The organism is Rhodococcus sp. C1, assembly GCF_020809065.1.
In the GTDB taxonomy this organism is placed as follows: Bacteria; Actinomycetota; Actinomycetes; order Mycobacteriales; family Mycobacteriaceae; genus Rhodococcus_F; species Rhodococcus_F qingshengii.
Window position 1 is genome coordinate 2774380 of the sequence record NZ_CP078080.1, and the last position, 17092, is coordinate 2791471.

General features: G+C 62.5%; 19 protein-coding genes. 11 read left to right on the forward strand and 8 right to left on the reverse strand.

What is annotated here, in order from left to right:
• Positions 1-9 precede the first annotated feature (9 nt).
• A complete protein-coding gene (locus tag KTR60_RS12845; RefSeq protein ID WP_052027951.1) occupies positions 10-825 on the forward strand; it encodes a MerR family transcriptional regulator in 816 nt (271 codons plus the stop codon).
• 19 nt (positions 826-844) lie between these two features.
• Here the strand turns inward: KTR60_RS12845 and KTR60_RS12850 are convergent, their stop codons facing one another.
• Entirely contained in the window at positions 845-1000 is a 156-nt protein-coding gene (locus tag KTR60_RS12850) for a hypothetical protein (RefSeq protein ID WP_003942131.1), read from the reverse strand.
• Positions 1001-1276: 276 nt separating this feature from the next.
• Here KTR60_RS12850 and KTR60_RS12855 point away from each other — a divergent pair, with 276 nt between their 5' ends.
• A complete protein-coding gene (locus KTR60_RS12855) occupies positions 1277-2326 on the forward strand; it encodes a lipoate--protein ligase family protein (protein WP_003942269.1) in 1050 nt (349 codons plus the stop codon).
• 45 nt (positions 2327-2371) lie between these two features.
• Here KTR60_RS12855 and KTR60_RS12860 read toward each other — a convergent pair whose 3' ends face one another.
• Positions 2372-3532 (reverse strand): hypothetical protein, encoded by a 1161-nt coding sequence (locus KTR60_RS12860; protein ID WP_007735109.1) that lies wholly within the window; start codon positions 3530-3532, stop codon positions 2372-2374.
• Complete coding sequence (locus KTR60_RS12865) at positions 3532-4479, reverse strand: metal-dependent hydrolase (RefSeq protein ID WP_030535581.1); 948 nt, start codon at positions 4477-4479, stop codon at positions 3532-3534. The genes KTR60_RS12860 and KTR60_RS12865 overlap by 1 nt, the downstream gene beginning before the upstream one ends.
• Before the next feature lie 225 nt (positions 4480-4704).
• Here KTR60_RS12865 and KTR60_RS12870 point away from each other — a divergent pair, with 225 nt between their 5' ends.
• The gene (locus KTR60_RS12870; protein ID WP_007735111.1) at positions 4705-5361 is read left to right on the forward strand and encodes a TetR/AcrR family transcriptional regulator; all 657 of its coding nucleotides are present in this window, start codon (positions 4705-4707) and stop codon (positions 5359-5361) included.
• On the opposite strand, the gene KTR60_RS12875 is transcribed toward KTR60_RS12870, so the two are convergent.
• Positions 5327-6061 (reverse strand): energy-coupling factor transporter transmembrane component T family protein, encoded by a 735-nt coding sequence (locus KTR60_RS12875; RefSeq protein WP_007735112.1) that lies wholly within the window; start codon positions 6059-6061, stop codon positions 5327-5329. The two genes, KTR60_RS12870 and KTR60_RS12875, sit on opposite strands and share 35 nt — an antisense overlap.
• Positions 6058-8097 carry an ATP-binding cassette domain-containing protein gene (locus KTR60_RS12880; RefSeq protein ID WP_007735113.1) on the reverse strand — a complete coding sequence of 680 codons (2040 nt, stop codon included), beginning with the start codon at positions 8095-8097 and terminating at the stop codon, positions 6058-6060. Before KTR60_RS12880 ends, KTR60_RS12875 begins: the two co-directional genes overlap by 4 nt.
• 111 nt (positions 8098-8208) lie before the next feature.
• Here KTR60_RS12880 and dapB point away from each other — a divergent pair, with 111 nt between their 5' ends.
• Positions 8209-8964, forward strand: coding sequence for a 4-hydroxy-tetrahydrodipicolinate reductase (dapB, locus tag KTR60_RS12885; RefSeq protein WP_007735114.1), 756 nt, complete (start codon positions 8209-8211; stop codon positions 8962-8964).
• Positions 8961-9425: a hypothetical protein gene (locus tag KTR60_RS12890; RefSeq protein ID WP_003942246.1), complete on the forward strand. Its 465-nt coding sequence runs from the start codon at positions 8961-8963 to the stop codon at positions 9423-9425. Before dapB ends, KTR60_RS12890 begins: the two co-directional genes overlap by 4 nt.
• 34 nt (positions 9426-9459) lie before the next feature.
• Here KTR60_RS12890 and KTR60_RS12895 read toward each other — a convergent pair whose 3' ends face one another.
• Together KTR60_RS12895 and KTR60_RS12900 are read right to left on the reverse strand one after the other, a co-directional pair.
• Positions 9460-10116, reverse strand: coding sequence for a DUF3105 domain-containing protein (locus tag KTR60_RS12895; RefSeq protein WP_003942235.1), 657 nt, complete (start codon positions 10114-10116; stop codon positions 9460-9462).
• 48 nt (positions 10117-10164) lie between these two features.
• Positions 10165-11112 carry a hypothetical protein gene (locus tag KTR60_RS12900; protein ID WP_228402210.1) on the reverse strand — a complete coding sequence of 316 codons (948 nt, stop codon included), beginning with the start codon at positions 11110-11112 and terminating at the stop codon, positions 10165-10167.
• Between the two features lie 200 nt (positions 11113-11312).
• Here KTR60_RS12900 and KTR60_RS12905 point away from each other — a divergent pair, with 200 nt between their 5' ends.
• Positions 11313-11711, forward strand: coding sequence for a DUF1801 domain-containing protein (locus tag KTR60_RS12905; protein ID WP_007735116.1), 399 nt, complete (start codon positions 11313-11315; stop codon positions 11709-11711).
• Positions 11712-11718: 7 nt separating this feature from the next.
• On the opposite strand, the gene KTR60_RS12910 is transcribed toward KTR60_RS12905, so the two are convergent.
• A complete protein-coding gene (locus tag KTR60_RS12910; RefSeq protein ID WP_007735117.1) occupies positions 11719-12876 on the reverse strand; it encodes an isochorismate synthase in 1158 nt (385 codons plus the stop codon).
• A gap of 199 nt (positions 12877-13075) precedes the next feature.
• Here KTR60_RS12910 and KTR60_RS12915 point away from each other — a divergent pair, with 199 nt between their 5' ends.
• Genes KTR60_RS12915 through KTR60_RS12935 form a run of 5 tightly spaced genes read left to right on the forward strand, consistent with a single transcriptional unit; the run spans position 13076 to position 16984 of the window.
• Complete coding sequence (locus KTR60_RS12915) at positions 13076-13306, forward strand: phosphopantetheine-binding protein (protein WP_003942230.1); 231 nt, start codon at positions 13076-13078, stop codon at positions 13304-13306.
• Positions 13294-14094: a 2,3-dihydro-2,3-dihydroxybenzoate dehydrogenase gene (locus tag KTR60_RS12920; RefSeq protein WP_007735119.1), complete on the forward strand. Its 801-nt coding sequence runs from the start codon at positions 13294-13296 to the stop codon at positions 14092-14094. Before KTR60_RS12915 ends, KTR60_RS12920 begins: the two co-directional genes overlap by 13 nt.
• A 41-nt stretch (positions 14095-14135) precedes the next feature.
• Positions 14136-15800 carry a (2,3-dihydroxybenzoyl)adenylate synthase gene (locus KTR60_RS12925; protein WP_007735122.1) on the forward strand — a complete coding sequence of 555 codons (1665 nt, stop codon included), beginning with the start codon at positions 14136-14138 and terminating at the stop codon, positions 15798-15800.
• A gap of 36 nt (positions 15801-15836) precedes the next feature.
• Complete coding sequence (locus KTR60_RS12930; protein ID WP_007735125.1) at positions 15837-16484, forward strand: isochorismatase family protein; 648 nt, start codon at positions 15837-15839, stop codon at positions 16482-16484.
• 47 nt (positions 16485-16531) lie between these two features.
• On the forward strand, positions 16532-16984 hold the full coding sequence (locus tag KTR60_RS12935; RefSeq protein ID WP_003942217.1) for a flavodoxin family protein: 453 nt from the start codon (positions 16532-16534) through the stop codon (positions 16982-16984).
• The last annotated feature ends 108 nt before the right edge of the window (positions 16985-17092 follow it).

Sequence of the window (17092 nt, forward strand, 5' to 3'; positions counted from 1 at the left end):
CTGGATCACGTGACGGACCAACTCTTCGGAGACGAGGCAGACAGTGCTCTCACTGTCGGTGCTGCCGCATCACGACTAGGCATAACCGTACGTACCCTCCATCATTGGGACGCAATCGGTTTGGTGCGTCCGTCCGGGCGCAGTGACGGGGGCTACCGGCAGTACACCGACGCGGACCTCGGCCGCATCGGCCGGGTGCTTGTCTACCGTGACGTGGGTTTGTCGCTCGACGAGATCAGGATATTGCTCGATGCGCCCGCAGCCCACGTGGACGAGACGCTGCGTGGGCAGCGCGCCGAGTTGCGGCAACGGATAGCCGACTTGGAGGAACTGGGCGAGTCCTTGGATCGCATCATCGATGCCAGGAAGTCGGGTGTGCTGTTGCCGGCACACGAGCAGGTCTCGATCTTCGGCCGACACTGGCAGCCGTCATGGGGACCTGAGGCGCACGAGCGTTGGGGTGACAGTGCGCAGTGGGCGCAGCACGCGGAACGGTCGGCGGGTAGGACCGCTGAGGATTGGCAGAAGATCGCCGACTGCGTCGAGACGCTCAACGAAAATCTGGCGCTGGCCTGCCGATCCGGTGTCGAACCGGGAAGCGCCGAGGCGAATTTGCTGGCAGAACGGCACCGAGCGTCGATCGGGGTTTACTTCGACTGCACACATTCGATGCAGGTGTGTCTGGGACGGATGTACGTGGCCGATCCGGGATTCACCGCGTTCTACGAGCAGGTCGAGACCGGTCTGACAGTGTGGCTCCGCGCTGTCATCGATGCGAATGCTCGGGCCAACGGGGTTGTCCCCGAATCGGCGACGTGGGTGTGAGTGAGCTGGTGGTCGCTCGTCAGTCCAAAGACGCACACGCAGTGCACCACGGTCGGCCGTCGACTCCGGGCGCACGATGGGACACTGCGATGCGCGCGGCCAAAATGCAGCTTTCGTTGTCGTGATAGACGTCGAGATCCGAAGGAACCGTCGAGTGGAACGCCGGGACCTTCATGTCTACCTCCGTTGTGGCTCGCCAGGGAGTTGGCTCGTTGCGGCAATCCTCCCACCACAGAGATCATCTCGCCTGTCGGCAGAAGCAGGGCCGTTGCTCGGCCAAATTGCCAGGGGTCGACACGTGCGGTCCCGTCCGCGCGATTGTGCAGCCCCGCAGCGACTTACAGGTGTGGTTACTTGATCGCCCTGCCTTCCGAACAGATGCGCACTGCGCGCGGGGTGTGATCTTCGACGGCGCTCACCGCAGAGAATCCCGCAGGGATAGGCTGGACGGATGCGTGGAGAGTACAAGGTTCCTGGTGGAAAACTGGTCGCGGTCGACGTCGAGGTGGCGGACGGTCGGCTGTCCGAAGTCGCAGTCTCGGGGGACTTCTTCCTCGAGCCCGACAGCGCGCTCGACGACATCAACGCGGCGTTGCGCGGAATGCCCGCCGACTCGGATGCAGAACAGTTGGCGCATGCCATATCCACTGCGCTCGACGAGTCCGTCTCGATGATCGGCTTCACGCCGCAGTCGGTCGGCATCGCGATCCGGCGCGCACTCGGCCACGCCACGAGCTGGGCGGATCACACCTTCGACCTCATCCCGCCGGTGGTTCTCGATCCCGCGATGCACGTCGCGCTGGACGAGGTCATCGCGCGTGAGGTCGCATCGGGTGAGCGTCCGCCGACATTGCGTTTCTGGGACTGGGACTCGCCCTTGGTCGTGATCGGATCGTTCCAGTCCGTGCGTAACGAGGTCGACTCCGAGGCGGCTGCGCGGTACGGCATCGGGGTGGTGCGCCGAATCTCCGGTGGCGGCGCGATGTTCATGGAACCGGGCAACTGCATCACGTACTCGTTGGCAGTACCGGCGTCATTGGTCGAGGGTTTGAGTTTCGAGCAGTCCTACGCGTTTCTCGATCAGTGGGTCATGGGAGCGCTTGCCGAGGTCGGTATCAACGCTCGGTATGTGCCGCTCAACGATATCGCCTCGGACAAGGGCAAGATCGCCGGCGCCGCTCAGAAGCGATTCGCGTCCGGCACTGTGCTCCATCACGTGACCATGGCCTACGACATCGACGCTGAGAAGATGACGCAGGTGTTGCGAATCGGACGAGAGAAGATGTCGGACAAGGGAACCAAGAGTGCGGCCAAGCGCGTCGATCCGCTGCGTTCGCAGACCGGAATGACGCGTGCAGCAATCCTGGAGTCGTTTGCGCAGCACTTTCGAGGTCAATACGACACCCACGACAGCGATTACACGGACTCGGAGTTGGAGCAGGCGCGCAAGCTGGTGGACACGAAGTTCAGAACCGAAGAGTGGACTCACCGCGTCCCGTGAAACCGAGAAACCGGGACGAGACCCGAGCGGTCTCGTCCCGGTCGCCTAGGTAGCCGGAGTCGCTGAGTTTGCCCCGAGGAGCTCGGCGTCGGCCGTCCCGGAGTTCCGCTTCGGAATGGTGAAAGTTGCGCTCACGCACAGGATTGCGATGACGAAGCACGCCACTGTGTACCAGAGGTTCCCGATGGGATCTCCAGCGCTGGTGGAACCGTCGACCGCGTCGAAGAAGTCGGGAAGCGCACTCGCCCACAGGACGGCCATGACAACCAGGTACACCACGCTGTAGATCTGCACGAACCTGTTGGTGTGTGCAGGAGTGTTCGAATCTGCCGAGCGCAGGTGCGTCCATTGGCGGACGAGAACCACGATCGCGACCACTGTGAGGACTGCAAGTTCAGCGGCGTAGAGGAACCCGCGGACAGTGTCGCTTCCTATACCGAAGACCGTCGCCGGGAGCGGGAGAATGAACGTACCCAGCGAGGCCAGCAGGCCGATCACGATGGTGCGCCATACCAATTGAAGTCCGGAGAAGTGCTTGCCGGCATCGACGTGCCGTCCGACGAAGTACTGGACGCAGAATGCCAACGACATCGGCCACAGCGCGGCGAAGACGACCACGCTGGGAAGTGGAACCGCGTCGAACATGGGTTGGTTGATCGGGTTCGACGTCGACCACTCCCACCACCGCAACTGGGGCCCCAGGTGGTCGAAGATTTCGTAGAACGCATGGTGGACGAAGCCGACGCAGACAGCGCCCAGTAGTGGACCGTATCTGCGGAAAACGCCGAGCATTCTGACTATTTCGAAGGCCAACGTCGCCATCAGTGGATAGATGGCAACGATGTACAGCGGCAGTCGACCCCACATGAAGTCGACGGTGAACACGTTGTGCGCGAACATCGTGTCCACTTGTTCTTCGATGCCGAACGCCGCCGGGAAGTACAGCGGAGGCTCGATGATGAACAGGTAGGCGGTGGCGCCGAACCAGAGAACCAGATTGGTGGGGTCGCCGTTGCGGCGCAACCGCACGATCGCCAGGACCAGTGCGAGCACCGAGCCGACGATGATGGTCCATTCGAGGACGGGCAGGGTCCAGTTCTCCAGCGCCGCCGGGTTACGGAACTCGACGAGTCCACCTGCTTCCTGACAGGAGAAACCGAGTTCTGTTGCGAGCTGGGAAAACGTGGGGGAGCAGTGTTCTGCCATCAGTTGGCCCCTGACGTGATCGACTCGGCTTGTGCCTGAGATTCGGCGGTGTACCAGCGTGTGCAGTCGTAGCCGTCGTCGTAACGCTTGAACCACTGGTCGGCGAGTGCGGGGAGTTTCTCGTGGTCCGGGTTGTGATTGGGCATCTGGCTGCGGAAGACACCGCCGAGTGCAACGAGTTGTTCTCCGAGTTGAAGGTGATCGAAGGCGCGAGGCATCGTGCCCTTGGTCAGATACGGAGCGAACGACGTCAGAATCTTCTGCTTGGTGCGGTGGGTGGCGAACATCGACAGTGAGTCGACTTGCCGCTCGGAGAGCGGAACGTGCTGGTTGAAGCCTGCGCAGGCGATACGAATCACCTTCATCACGTGCGCGAAGATCGACGGTGCCATCCGCATCCGGTAAAGCTCGCTTCCGACAACGGAATTGAAGATGATCAGAGCCGAGCTGCGATGCTCGACCTCCTCGACGAAGTGCCAGATGAACAGCGACGCGACGCGGTCGTCTCCCGGGCGGAACAAGGTCGCCTCGTTGTCGAGCATCAGCTTGAACACCGGAGTGAAGGTCGCCTCCAGGTCCGCGGTGTATGCAAGCCGGTAGTTCAGCGAGGTCGCCTCGGTCAGTAGATCGAATTCACCGATCACAGCGTCGAGCGTGTTCTGTAGTCCGGGGTAGCGCCTGATCAGAGCCTTCACATGCTGGCGGTGCGCGGTCGAGTGATGGCCTTCCTGACGCATGAACGCCACGGCTTCCTCGGCCACTTCAGGATCGCTGATCCGCGACTTGGTCTGCATGATCATCTTCACGATCATCTTCTCGAAACCGATGGCCAGGAACGAGACCGCGTTGGACATGCTCGACCAGGCCGGATTCTCCGGGTTCCACAGGAAGGGAACGTCCTGATCCTCGAATCCGAAGTCCATTTTTCGGGGTTGAAGGTTGGTCACTTGTCGAACCTCGTCTTTCGGAGGGGCTGGTCAGGTGGCCGCTCTGGCACTCGAAGCCACGTGTGGCGGTAATCATACATATTGGTGTGCAGTTGTATGTTCACTTTCGGCGAGGGGAGTGAATTCGAGGGGCGCAGATGCAAAACCTGCCTGTGTTAGCCTGTGGCTCTTGGACTTCGAGCGCAAAGACATGGTTCGAGCCTCGTTCGAGCGAGGAAGTGGGCAGTGGCACGAAGGCGTGGGTGGGGCGGCAATCCACCGGACAGTGACGAAGATGCGTCTCGTCGCATTGTCGAGGCCGCGGTCGAGTTGATCGGACGGACGAGTTCGGAAATCAGCATCGGCGACGTCGCCGAGTCACTGGGCGTGATCCGGCAGACCGTGTATCGATACTTCCCCAGCGCTGACGCTCTGATGCGGGCAGCTGCAATCGCGTCGGTCGACGGCTACCTCGATCGGCTCACCACACACGTGAGCGGCATCGAAGATCCCGTCGAGGCGATGACCGAGGGTGTCGTCTACACCCTGACCCAGGTCCACCGAACGCCGCATCTCGGCATTCTGCTCACCAGCACGAATTCGAGTCTTCATCCCGAAGGTCTGACCTCTCAGGAGGCGCAGGCCTTCGGAATGGCGATGATCACCCGCTTCGACGTGGACTGGGTGCGTTTCGGATACGACGACGCATCACTTCAGGAACTGGTCGAATACGTCCTGCGGACGATGCAGTCGTTTTTCCTCGCGCCCGGCGACCCGAAGCGGAGCGACGAGGAACTGCGGCGATACCTACGGCGCTGGATGGGTTCTGCGATCATCGCCCAGGGAAATTCTGTCAGCGGTGATCCGATCAGCGCAGAACCAGAGTCAAAACAACCGCGCTGACGCACGCGGCGATGACGACGATCAGCGCGAACAGGTCGGCGAGCTGAGGGCGCTTGGGGTACGCCGCGATCAAACCGGTGCCCCCGCGAGCGGAGATCGCTTCACCCATCTCGGCAGAGCGCCGAATTGCCACCGACATGGTCGTGGTGATCAGATCGACTATCGAATTGTCGGCAGCGCTGTTCACCACAGCTTTCGGGCGTAGTCGTCGCGCCGCCACCAGGGTGAGCATCTCGTCGATCAAGAGCGGAAGTGAACGAATGCAGAGGGCCGTCGCGATCGCCCACTCGTCGACCGGGATCTTGAGGAATCGCAGCGGTCTACCGAGCGTTGCCAGTGCCGGCGCCACATCGCTCATCGACGTGGTCCATGCCAACATCAGTGAGACGCAGAGCAATACAAGACCGAACGTCACAGCTTGCAGGTAGATGAAGACTGCGTCGAGGCCGATCGGAAGATTGATCAACGCGCCGAGCAGGATCAGCGCCCACAACCACCACGGAGGTCGCGGAACTGCAGTCGGGGGGATGCGTCCGATCACCGCGGTCAGCAACAACAATCCGAGTACGACGCCGATCGCCGGCCAGGACGGAGCGGTCACGACTATGATGCTGACGAGAACGACGGCAACGATCTTCGTTCCGGCCCACAATCGGTGGATCGGCGATGAAGTCGGGACTTCGCGCAGAAGTGTTGTCACGTCGTCGATCCTTCCAAGGCGCTGCTGGCGGCAGGGTCGAGGATGCGACCCTCCGACAGTCGAATTGTTCTGCTGCACACGGCGTCCATGCCGTCGACATCGTGGGAGATGACGACTACTGCGGTTCCGTTCCGACGAATCCACCTGAGTACGTTCAGGATTTCGTGTCGACCGGGTGGATCGAGACCGGCCAACGGTTCGTCGAGGATGAGTACCCGCGGTTGGCGCACGAGGAGACCGGCCAGGACGACGCGTCGCATCTGTCCGCCGCTCAACTCGTCGATGCTGCGGCCGGCGATGTGACGGTCGAGTCCGACGGCGTCGAGCGCCCACGAGACTTGCACCGATCCGATCTCCGGACCTCCGGCGGCCTCGATGTCTTCGGCGACGGTTCGGCGTTGCAGCTGCAGTCGCGAATGCTGGAACGTGAGACCGACGGTGCCGAGTTGGCGTGAGACGGGTTTGCCGTCGAAGACTGCGGTTCCCTTGCTCGGTGCGATCAAGCCCGCCATGATCCAGGCCAGAGTCGATTTACCGGAACCGTTGCCGCCCAGAACCAGCAGCCCGTCGCCGTCGCCGATTGTGAGATTTACGTCCGACAGTGCGCGCCGCGACCACGGAGTCCGGTCGTTGTACGTGTGGGTGACATCGGTGAGTTGGAGGACAGCTCGAGTGCTGACCGGCCACGGCGCAGACGGCGGACCCCCGAACGTCGACGTCATCCAACCGGGTTGGTGATCGATCTGCCGTCCGCGTTGTAGTTGAATCACCCGATCTGCGTTGCGGGTGTCGGCGTGGTGATGGGTGACCAGTACCACGGCCATCGGGTGGCGTCGCGGAAGTTCGGCAAGGAGCGAGACCAATTCCTCCCGGCCGGCCTGATCGACCATCGCGGTGGCTTCGTCCGCGATCAGCAGAGCGGGGCGCCGCGCCAGCGCGGCTGCAACAGCCAGACGTTGCATCTCGCCACCGGACAGCCCGGAGGTCTCACGCATACCCATGCCCGCGAGTCCCACCTCGGCCAGCAGTGCATCGACGTCGGGATGCGACTCGGGGGGGAGCCCCCAGACGACGTCGTCCGCGACGCGGGTTCCGAGGATCTGGCTTTCGGGTCGTTGGAGGACGACGGCGGTTCCGCCGTGTCGGCCGAGACCGGCGGACCCGGGTCTCGTCAGCGTCCCGACAGTCGGCGCGCGACCGGCGAGCAACCGGGTGAGTGTGGACTTGCCCGAGCCGTTGTGGCCGACGACGGTGACGAACTCTCCTCGTCGCACGGTGAAGTTGACGTCGACGAGGGCCGGTGTCGTTGCACCCGGATAGGTGAAGCCCACGTGATCGAAAGTGACCGGCAACGGATCGATCGGACGGTCGTCGGGTGCTGTCTGGAGCGGGTCGGCCGAAGGGAGTGCAGCCAATCGGTCGAGGACGGCGCCGAGGACAAAATAGGAGACGACGGTACTGAGGACGATTCCGGAGATGATGGACACGCCGATCCACAACCACCAGTAGTCGATGATCGAGCCGATGCTGTTATCGATCCATTCGGCTGCGCCGACCAGTGTGGGGGCACGCTTCAAGATCTCGGCCACGCCCAACGCGGTGTTCTCGAGCGAGGTCAACAACAAGGTGCGCAGCGGAGCGAGAACAAGCAACAGGACTATGGAGAACAACGCCAGCGCGGGCCCGATGACCAATGACGACAGCAATGCGGAGACGAAGCCGAGACCGCGCCGCTTGACCGTACCGATGATTCCGCCGAGGAGAGCGCTCAATGCGACCGCCGCCGCAGATCCCGAACCCGCCGCGACGAAGGCGACTGCCGTGGCCGAGATACCGGCTGTCGTCACGGCGCGGACTCGGAAGCGCTGGGCAACAATTCCCATCGGAACGGCGGCCACGAGGTTGAGGGCGCTGGCCATGGGGATGACCGTGGCAATGACGGACAACGCGACCGTGAATCCGGCCATGACGGCACCCGTTGCCAACTCGAGTGGTCGAAGGTTGCCGGTTTCGCGGACTTGCGGACGGTTGCTCACTACGTCCAGTGTGCCAGTGGTGACATAACTCCCGCCCGACTGATGGTGAGCGCATCGGGGTGATTGCGTAGGCTTCACCTCAAACAATGCATCGGACGGAGCGTGGAAGACGTGAGTGCAGCACCCATCAGGGTCGGGGTTCTGGGAGCCAAGGGCAAGGTCGGTCGAGCGATCTGCGAGGCAGTGGAAGCTGCTCCCGATCTGGAACTCGTCGCTCAGGTCGACACCGGTGATCGCATCGAGACGTTTGTCGACACCCGCACTCAGGTAGTGGTCGATTTCACGCACCCCGACGTCGTCATGGGAAATCTGGAATTCCTCGTGGCCAACGGAATTCATGCAGTGATCGGCACCACCGGTTTCGACGAGTCCAGGCTTGCGACTGTTCAGTCCTGGCTCGACGCCCAGCCGGCAACGGGTGTTCTGATCGCCCCGAACTTCGCCATCGGTGCTGTGCTGTTGATGCGCTTCTCGGCTGCCGCGGCGCGCTTCTTCGATTCCGTCGAGGTCATCGAACTCCATCACCCCAACAAGGCAGATGCTCCCTCGGGCACCGCATACCGAACGGCCGCCATGATCGCCGAGGCTCGCGCGGAAGCAGGCGTCGGACGTAGCCCTGACGCCACCACGACAGAGCTCGAGGGTGCGCGTGGAGCCGACGTCGACGGCGTCCGGGTTCACTCCGTGCGGATGGCCGGACTGGTCGCGCATCAGGAAGTGATTCTCGGAACTCAGGGCGAGACGCTGACCATTCGCCACGACTCGATCGACCGGAATTCGTTCGCGCCGGGCGTTCTGCTCGGTGTCCGCCAGATCGGCTCGCGTCCGGGTCTGACGGTCGGTATCGATTCCTTTCTCGATCTATGAACAAGACCACCCGCACCGTCGCACTGATCGTCGCGATTTGCATTGCGCTCGCGGTGTACTTCGTGCTGCTCGGCCAGCGCGGAATCCAGCTCATCCAGGACGGTGGCGGCGCCGCGATCGGTCTCGGGATCGGCGTGCTGATCCTGCCGTTCCTGGGGCTGTGGCTCGTCATCGCCACGCTCCGTGCCGGCTTCACGCACCAGCGCCTCGCGCAGCAGATTCACGACGAGGGCCTCGCTGTCGATGCGTCTGCGCTTCCGAAATTGCCTTCGGGCCGGATCGAGCGAGCGGCTGCCGACGAGTTGTTCGCCCAGATCAAGGTCGACTGGGAAGCAGACCCGGACAACTGGAAGCAGAACTTCCGACTTGCTCGCGCCTACGACTATGCCGGTGACCGAAGCCGGGCTCGGGAAACCATGCGACGGGCAGTCGAACTGGAACGCCGTTCACGAGGCAAGTAGGTGTCTACGCCGCGAAGCGGGGCCTGCTGAGACGCTACCGCTCCGGAACGGTTGTGGGAGATGACGGATCCGGAGTGGTTGGGTCGAATGGCGGCGGGTTGTTCGGGTCGAAGCTCGTCACCGGCACCGAACAGGTCGCGCCCACTTCGGGATACGTGTTCGGGTTGACGCGCAGAGCCGAGACGAACTGATCGATGCGCGCGTCCGCGGCGTTGTCGAGCTTGAGCTGACGGCCCCACGACTGCAGCGAGATCGGCGAATCCAGGGTCGGATACGGCGACATCAACGTGTAGCTCATGCCCTCGACTCGCTGTGCCAAGCGAGCCTGATCCTCGCTCGAGACGAGGTCGGGGTTGTACGTGATCCACACGGCCCCGTGCTCGAGAGAATGGACCGCATTCTCGGTCCGAATCGCTTGTGGATAAACAACTCCGGTGCAGTTTGCCCAGACCGAGTCATGACGGCCGCCGAAGGGCGGTGAATATGTGTACGCCACGCGTTCGTTCGGGCGTACGTGTTGGGCTGCTGGGTAGTCGACCGTGACAACTCCGTCGATGGCTTCGGACGGATCCGGGTTGTCGATGCTCGGAACAAACGCATCCGGGCGCGGTGATCCTTCGAGGGAATTCGCACACGAAGCCAATGCGAGAACTGCCGAGACCACCACTGTCGCTCGAAGTTGTTTGTTCACTCGGCCATGATAGCGGCGCCTGTCCGCTTTCCCGGGGACGCGAATCGACTACGACCCGAGAGAGCCGCTCGCTCCGCCCGACAGTGCGATGTCGCTGGCGCCGCGAAGAATTCGGATTGGTGGTAATGGCCCTCGGTATGCCTCGGAGCCACTGATCAGATCACCGGCAGCGTCGAACGCGATCGCCTCACCTTGTGGCTCGTCGGGAAGGGGGACGCGAATCGGGTTGGTGTTCAACGCTTTCACGACATCGCCGTCGGGAGCTGCGTACAGGTAAGCGTCGGTATACGTGCGGAGCGCTACCACCGTGCCGTCCTTGCTCACGGCGCCGCCGGTGACAGCCATCGTGCCGGCGTGGGGGACGGGCCCACCGGGTGTGAGGGTGGGAGTAAATCTGAGCTGAACTACTTTGGCCAACATGGTCGGCGAGCCCGTACTCAGATCCTGAACCTGCTGTCGCTCAGCGGTTGTGTAGACCACGCTTGCACCTAGGTAGTCCTTGGTGACGATGACGGGAGCCCCGTCGCTCTGGATCAGTAGTGTCTCGGCGTCGTGCCCGCCGTCGGGATAGACCAGGGGGTAGGAGGTCGCCGCACCTGAAGCCGGATCGAGGTCGATCAGCCCGACCGACGTTCGTACCGCGTTGTTGTCGCCGATGTCTGCCAGCCACAGATGGCCGTCGGGAGTCGACGACAGATCCTCGACGTCGACACGAGGGGTGCCCACGCTGATCCAGCGCTGCACGTGGCAGTTCGAATCGAGTTCGGCGACCCGATCGTCGGAGCCGCTGTCGCCGATTGCGTACATCCCGGCCGCGGTGACGGTGAGTCCGGACAGCTCGGAAAGGCCTGCATCGGTGGGTGTGCACAGTACGTCGAAGACGCGGGCCTGTTGCGCCGCCGCAGGAACAGTGTGAACGCCGACAATCGCGGCGGCGAGAACAACCGATCCGGCAGCCCAAACGACTGAGTGGGTGAGCGGTCGATTCCAGATCACGATGCAGTCCTCCAGGCCGAAGAATCGGGACTTAGTACCCAGAGAATACTGGACGTCCGTCTCACTTTGACCGAGACTGCAAGAAATCGCATCTGCCGAGACGCCGTGATGCGTCAGTGATTCACCGAGTGAATCCGCGTGCAGGAGGGGATACTCGACTCACCGGAGATCGGCGGCGACGAGCAGGAAGTGACGAAGCGATGGCGAAGAGTGAGTCCGACAAGCAAGGCGCAGATTCCCCGTCTCGGTTGATCGACAAGCGAATCGAGGAACTCGGAGACTGGCGGGGCGAGATGCTCGCCCGGATACGAACTCTGATCAAAGAAGTGGATCCGGATGTGGTGGAGGAATGGAAGTGGCGAGGTGTTCCCGTGTGGTACCACGCCGGAATGATCTGTACCGGTGAGACTTACAAGAGCGCAGTGAAGGTGACCTTTGCCAAAGGCGCATCACTCGACGACGCTTCAGGACTCTTCAACTCCAGCCTCGAGGGCAATACGCGACGGGCGATCGATTTCCACGAGGGCCAAGCCGTCGACGAAAAGGCGTTCAAGGCACTCGTTCACGCCGCGATTGCCCTGAACACCTCGAAGAAGTGACGCCCTGTCAGAGATGATGTTCAGCGAGGTCGAACGCACTGAGTAGCGTGCGGAATTTTGTACTGGTCTCTCTCAATTCGATTTCCGGGTCGGAAGTAGCGACGATGCCGCCGCCGGCGTAGGCCCGCGCCGAGAGGCCGTCTGCTGCGATCTCGGCGCAACGAATAGCTACCATCCACTCGCCGTCTCCAGTCCGGTCGCACCAGCCCACGGCACCGGCATAGAACCCACGATCGGCTTCGGTTGCGGTGATGTGCTCGCGTGCGGCGACCGTCGGTGTGCCGCAGACAGCGGGAGTCGGATGCAGCGCCATTGCGAGTTCGAGCGAGGTCAGGCTCGGGTCGATCAGGACACCTTCGATCTTGGTCCCGAGATGCCACAGTTGCGGTGTCCGAAGGATTTCCGGTGCGCTGGGTGCATTGAAGGACGTGCACAGTGGTCCGAGTATCGCGCTGATGGAGTCGACGACAAACGCGTGTTCGGCCAGATCTTTGGTCGACGCGCGGAGTTGCTCGGCATTCGCCTCGTCCTGATCCGAATTCGGATGGCGTGCAATCGAGCCCGCCAGCGGGTGGCAGGTGACGACGCCGCCTCGCCTTTCGATCAGAACCTCGGGCGTCGAACCGACCAGCGAACGCCCGCGGTACTTTCCTCCGGCGGGGGACAGGTCGACGCAGAAACCGTTGTGCGCGTGATCGAGTGCAATCAGTTTCTCGGCCAGAGCGGCGGGGAAGATCGTGGACTCGGCCTCGATGGTCAGGGAGCGTGCGAGGACAACTTTGTCGAGTTCGCCTGCTCGAAGTCGTTCGATGGCTCCGCGGACCCTGTCGGTGTGGATCTGCGGGCTGGGTTCGAATCCGACTACCCGCGAAGTGGGTAATGACGGGATGTTCGAGTGATATAGATCACCGCGGACTCGTGTGAAACTCAGTGGCGCGGTGAGGGCGGACGGCGTCTCCGGGGAGAACGGCAGGGCGCCGACGACCGAGTCGATGCGCCCGGTCTTGAGGGCTTCGGCAGCGTCGAAGGCCGAGTCGAATTCTTCGACTACTCCCGAAGTGCGGATCGACGTTTGCCTACGTGAGAGCAGGAAAACGGAGTCCGTTTCATCGTCAGTCCGGTTGTTGCGCAACGGGAATTCGGAGACTTCGGCGAGTGCTGACATGGACACCCTTCCAGTTCGACAGATTGCTTGTTATGTTGAGGCTAGCCTTAGTTTGGGTGAATTTGTGTTGCGAGCGTCCGGGTTGTGTACTTCCGTACCGTTATGGTTAGGCTGGCCTAAAGTCAAGGCGTGCGGACGGGGTCGACACGAGGTTGGGTTGGCTCGATCTGAGCGCGTCGACCACTACTCGAGGAGACCGATGAGCAACACCGTGGACCGTGACCAGATCGTGCGCGACGTCGCCGAGGTTCTGTCGATGAGGGCAGAACAACTCGGCGACGACGCGGACCTGGGTGACGAAGGCCTTGACTCGGTTCGCTTGATGACGCTCGTCGAACGGTGGCGGGGAGCGGGCGCGGATGCCGACTTCGCGGAGTTGGCAGAAGAGCCCACGATCAATGCCTGGGTTCAGGTCCTGTGCCCGCAGTGAGCGAGCGCCGAATCGCCGTGGTCACCGGTGCTGCGGCGGGGATCGGCGCCGCAGTGGCCCGTACGCTTGCGCGCGACGGGTATTCGCTGGCGTTGCTCGATCGCGACGACGTCGAATTGAAGCGGGTAACTGCGGAATTGGCAGAAACAATCGTCGAAGGCGCCGATATCGAGAGTCACGTCGTGGACGTGACCGACCGGCAGGCAGTCGACGCTGCAGTGGCCTCGACGATGGACACGTTCGGCCGGATCGACGCGCTCGCGCACGTCGCCGGAATTCTCGACACCGGATCGGTGCTGGACTCCGATCCGGACCAGTGGCGGAAGATATTCGGCGTCAACGTCTTCGGATTGCTGAACGTGCTGCAGAGCGTGGGACTGGAAATGCGTCGCCGTCGGGCCGGGGCGATGGTGGTCGTCTCGTCGAACGCGGCCGGTGTCCCACGTATCGGGATGGGTGCTTACGGTTCGTCCAAAGCTGCTGCCACCATGTTGGTTCGAACCGCTGGACTGGAGCTGGCTACTGACGGCATTCGTGTCAACGTGGTCGCTCCGGGATCCACCGACACAGCGATGCAGCGGTCATTGTGGTCGGACCCTTCCGACGATTCGGGTGCCGACGCGGTCATCGAAGGCAATCTGGCGAGCTATCGCCTGGGTATTCCGCTCGGAAAACTGGCCACCGCAGACGATATCGCCGACTCGGTGCACTTCCTGCTGTCCGACCGGGCGGCCCACATCACCATGCAGGCGCTGTACGTCGACGGTGGAGCGACGCTCAAAGCGTGAGACGTATTTGCTGACAGTACTTTCGAACAGGAGTCACTTGCATGACCTCGAGGATCGCTCGCGAGCCCTTGGCACCCGTCGCACAGTATCCACCCGATTTGGTGACGCATTATCGGGAACGAGGCTATTGGACTGACGAGACGCTGGCCGGATTCGTCACGGCCGCGGCCGCACGGCATCCCGACAACGAAGCGGTGGTCGGCAGCGATGCCTCTGGCACACAGACACGGCTGACGTATTCCGACCTCGATCGTCGCAGCTCGGCCGTGGCCGGAGGCCTGTCCGGCTTGGGTGTTCGCGCCGGTGACCGGGTGCTCCTGCAGCTACCGAACATCGTGGAATACGTCGAAGCATTGTTCGGTGTGCTGAAGCTCGGCGCACTGCCGGTTTTCGGGTTGCCGGCGCATCGCCGAACCGAAATCGGATACTTCTGCCAGTTCGCTGATGTCGCTGCCTATATCGTCGCCGACCGTCATGGCGGGTTCGACTACCGCGCGCTGGCGCGTGAGGTGAACGAAGGCCTCGAGACTCCGCCTGTTGTGATCGTGGCCGGTGACCCCGAAGAGTTTGTCGGTTTCGATTCGCTGCGCGGATACGAGGTTCCCGTTCTTGCCGACGTCGATCCGTTGTCGGTCGCCTTTCTTCAGCTTTCCGGTGGCACGACTGGTGTTCCGAAGCTGATTCCGCGAACGCACGCCGACTACCTCTACTCGGTGCGAGCGTCCAACCCGATCTGCGGCGTCGACGAGTCGACGCGCATGTTGGTGGTTCTTCCTGCAGCGCATAATTTTCCGATGAGTTCGCCGGGCATCCTGGGTGTTCTCCACGCGGGCGGCTCCGTGGTTCTGGCGCCGGACACCATGCCCTCCACAGCTTTCGGCCTGATCGAATCAGAGCGAGTCACGCACGCTTCCTTGGTTCCACCGATCGCGTTGGCCTGGATGGCCGCCCCCAGTAAGGCAGATCACGATCTGTCGAGCTTGCGGGTTCTCGGCGTCGGCGGAGCGAAGTTCAGCGCCGAAGCCGCTGCACGCGTACCCACGGAGCTGGGCTGCACCCTCCAGCAGGTGTTCGGGATGGCCGAGGGGCTGGTCAACTACACCCGCCTCGACGACACGCAAGAATTGATCGTCAGCACTCAGGGCCGGCCCATTTCACCCGACGACGAGGTTCGTGTGGTCGACGACGAAGGCGCGCTCGTCGCGCCCGGAACCACGGGGCACTTACTGACTCGGGGTCCGTATACGATCCGTGGCTATTACCGGGCGGATGCGCACAATGCCGAGGTCTTCGACGCCGAAGGTTTCTATCGCACCGGCGATCTGGTCAGCGTCACCGATACGGGACACCTGATTGTCGAGGGCCGCGCAAAGGACCAGATCAACCGCGGCGGCGAGAAGGTGGCCGCCGAGGAGATCGAGAACCACCTGCTCTCGCATCCTGCTGTCCACGATGCGGCCGTCGTCGCTGTTCCCGACGAGTACCTGGGCGAGCGAACCTGCGCCGTTCTGGTGATTTCCGGAGATGCCCCGACCGTCGGCGAGATCAAGCGATATATACGAGGCCGAGGCGTTGCGGCGTACAAGGTTCCGGATCGAGTGGAGTTCGTGACCGAGTTCCCCGTCACCGGCGTCGGAAAGACCAGCAAGGCGGCCTTGCGCCGTGTTCTCAGCGAATCGATTGCTGCACAGACTCTGTCGAGTTGATCGGTTCCCACCCCCACATTTTCGAGGAGATTCATCATGGCGCTACCCACAGCAGTGCGATACGAGATGCCCACCGAGTTTCCGCAGAATCGGGTCGACTGGACTCTCGATCCTTCCCGAGCGGTGCTGCTTCTGCACGACATGCAGGAATATTTCGTGAACGCGTACGACCGAAGCGTCGACCCGCTCCAAACCGTGGTTCCGAACATCGACCGGCTTCGTTCGTCGGCGCGAGCTGCCGGAATCCCGATCGTCTACACCGCGCAACCCGGTGATCAGGATCCCGAGGAGCGCGCGTTGCTGTCGGATTTCTGGGGACCGGGTCTGAAGGCAGATCCCGCTCACACCGACGTGATCGCCGAGTTGGCTCCGCATCCGGACGACGTGATGCTCACAAAATGGCGCTACAGCGCTTTCATCAAGACAGATCTGCGTGAGCGGCTGCGCGAGAGTGGGCGTGACCAGCTGATCATCACCGGAATCTATGCCCACATCGGTTGCCTGACTACCGCTTTGGACGGGTTCATGCAAGACGTGCAGATCTTCTTCGTGGGCGACGCGGTAGCCGACTTCTCCCTGGACGAGCATGTCGGCGCGCTCGAGTACGCGGCCGGGCGCTGCGCCTCGGTCACCCGAACCGACGACCTGGTCAAGGCGATGAGCGCGGAAACGGTTTCGGCGTAGGCGTGAACGGCGACGGGTGCGCCACCCGTCGCCGTATTGTCAGGTGTGTGAAGACATTGTTGGTGGTTCACCACTCGCCCTCGCCGACAACCCACGAATTGTTGGATGCAGTCCTGGCCGGGGCTCGCGATCCCGAGATCGAGGGCGTCGAGGTGAAGGTGATGCCGGCGTTGGCGGCGACGGTGCCCGACGTCCTCGCTGCTGACGGCTATCTTTTCGGAACCACCGCCAATTTCGGTTACATGTCGGGCGCGCTGAAATACTTCTTCGACACCACGTACTACCAATGCCTCGGCGCGGTTTCGGATCGACCGTACGGCCTGTGGGTTCACGGCAACAACGACACTGCCGGTGCAGTGTCCTCGGTGCGCAAACTCGCCACCGGGCTCGGATTGGTCGCGGTGGCGGATCCGCTCGAAGTGACTGTGAGCGTGGACAAATCTGTCCGCGATGGTTGTTATGAACTGGGCGGAACCGTCGCGGCAACGCTGATGGACTAGCCTTCACTTTCTCGTTTAGATTCACGAAAGAGACTGTCCCGCAAGCGGTTGTAGAAGCGCGTGTCCTCTGATTGACGCGTCGGGAGCCGTCGGTTCTCGGGTCACCGG

Coding starts and splice junctions, on each gene's coding strand:
- KTR60_RS12930 (WP_007735125.1), top strand. CDS start 15,837: ATGGCGCTACCCACAGCAGTGCGATACGAGATGCCCACCGAGTTTCCG.
- KTR60_RS12860 (WP_007735109.1), bottom strand. CDS start 3,532: ATGGCAGAACACTGCTCCCCCACGTTTTCCCAGCTCGCAACAGAACTC.
- KTR60_RS12855 (WP_003942269.1), top strand. CDS start 1,277: ATGCGTGGAGAGTACAAGGTTCCTGGTGGAAAACTGGTCGCGGTCGAC.
- KTR60_RS12905 (WP_007735116.1), top strand. CDS start 11,313: ATGGCGAAGAGTGAGTCCGACAAGCAAGGCGCAGATTCCCCGTCTCGG.
- KTR60_RS12890 (WP_003942246.1), top strand. CDS start 8,961: ATGAACAAGACCACCCGCACCGTCGCACTGATCGTCGCGATTTGCATT.
- KTR60_RS12850 (WP_003942131.1), bottom strand. CDS start 1,000: ATGAAGGTCCCGGCGTTCCACTCGACGGTTCCTTCGGATCTCGACGTC.
- KTR60_RS12910 (WP_007735117.1), bottom strand. CDS start 12,876: ATGTCAGCACTCGCCGAAGTCTCCGAATTCCCGTTGCGCAACAACCGG.
- KTR60_RS12925 (WP_007735122.1), top strand. CDS start 14,136: ATGACCTCGAGGATCGCTCGCGAGCCCTTGGCACCCGTCGCACAGTAT.
- KTR60_RS12915 (WP_003942230.1), top strand. CDS start 13,076: ATGAGCAACACCGTGGACCGTGACCAGATCGTGCGCGACGTCGCCGAG.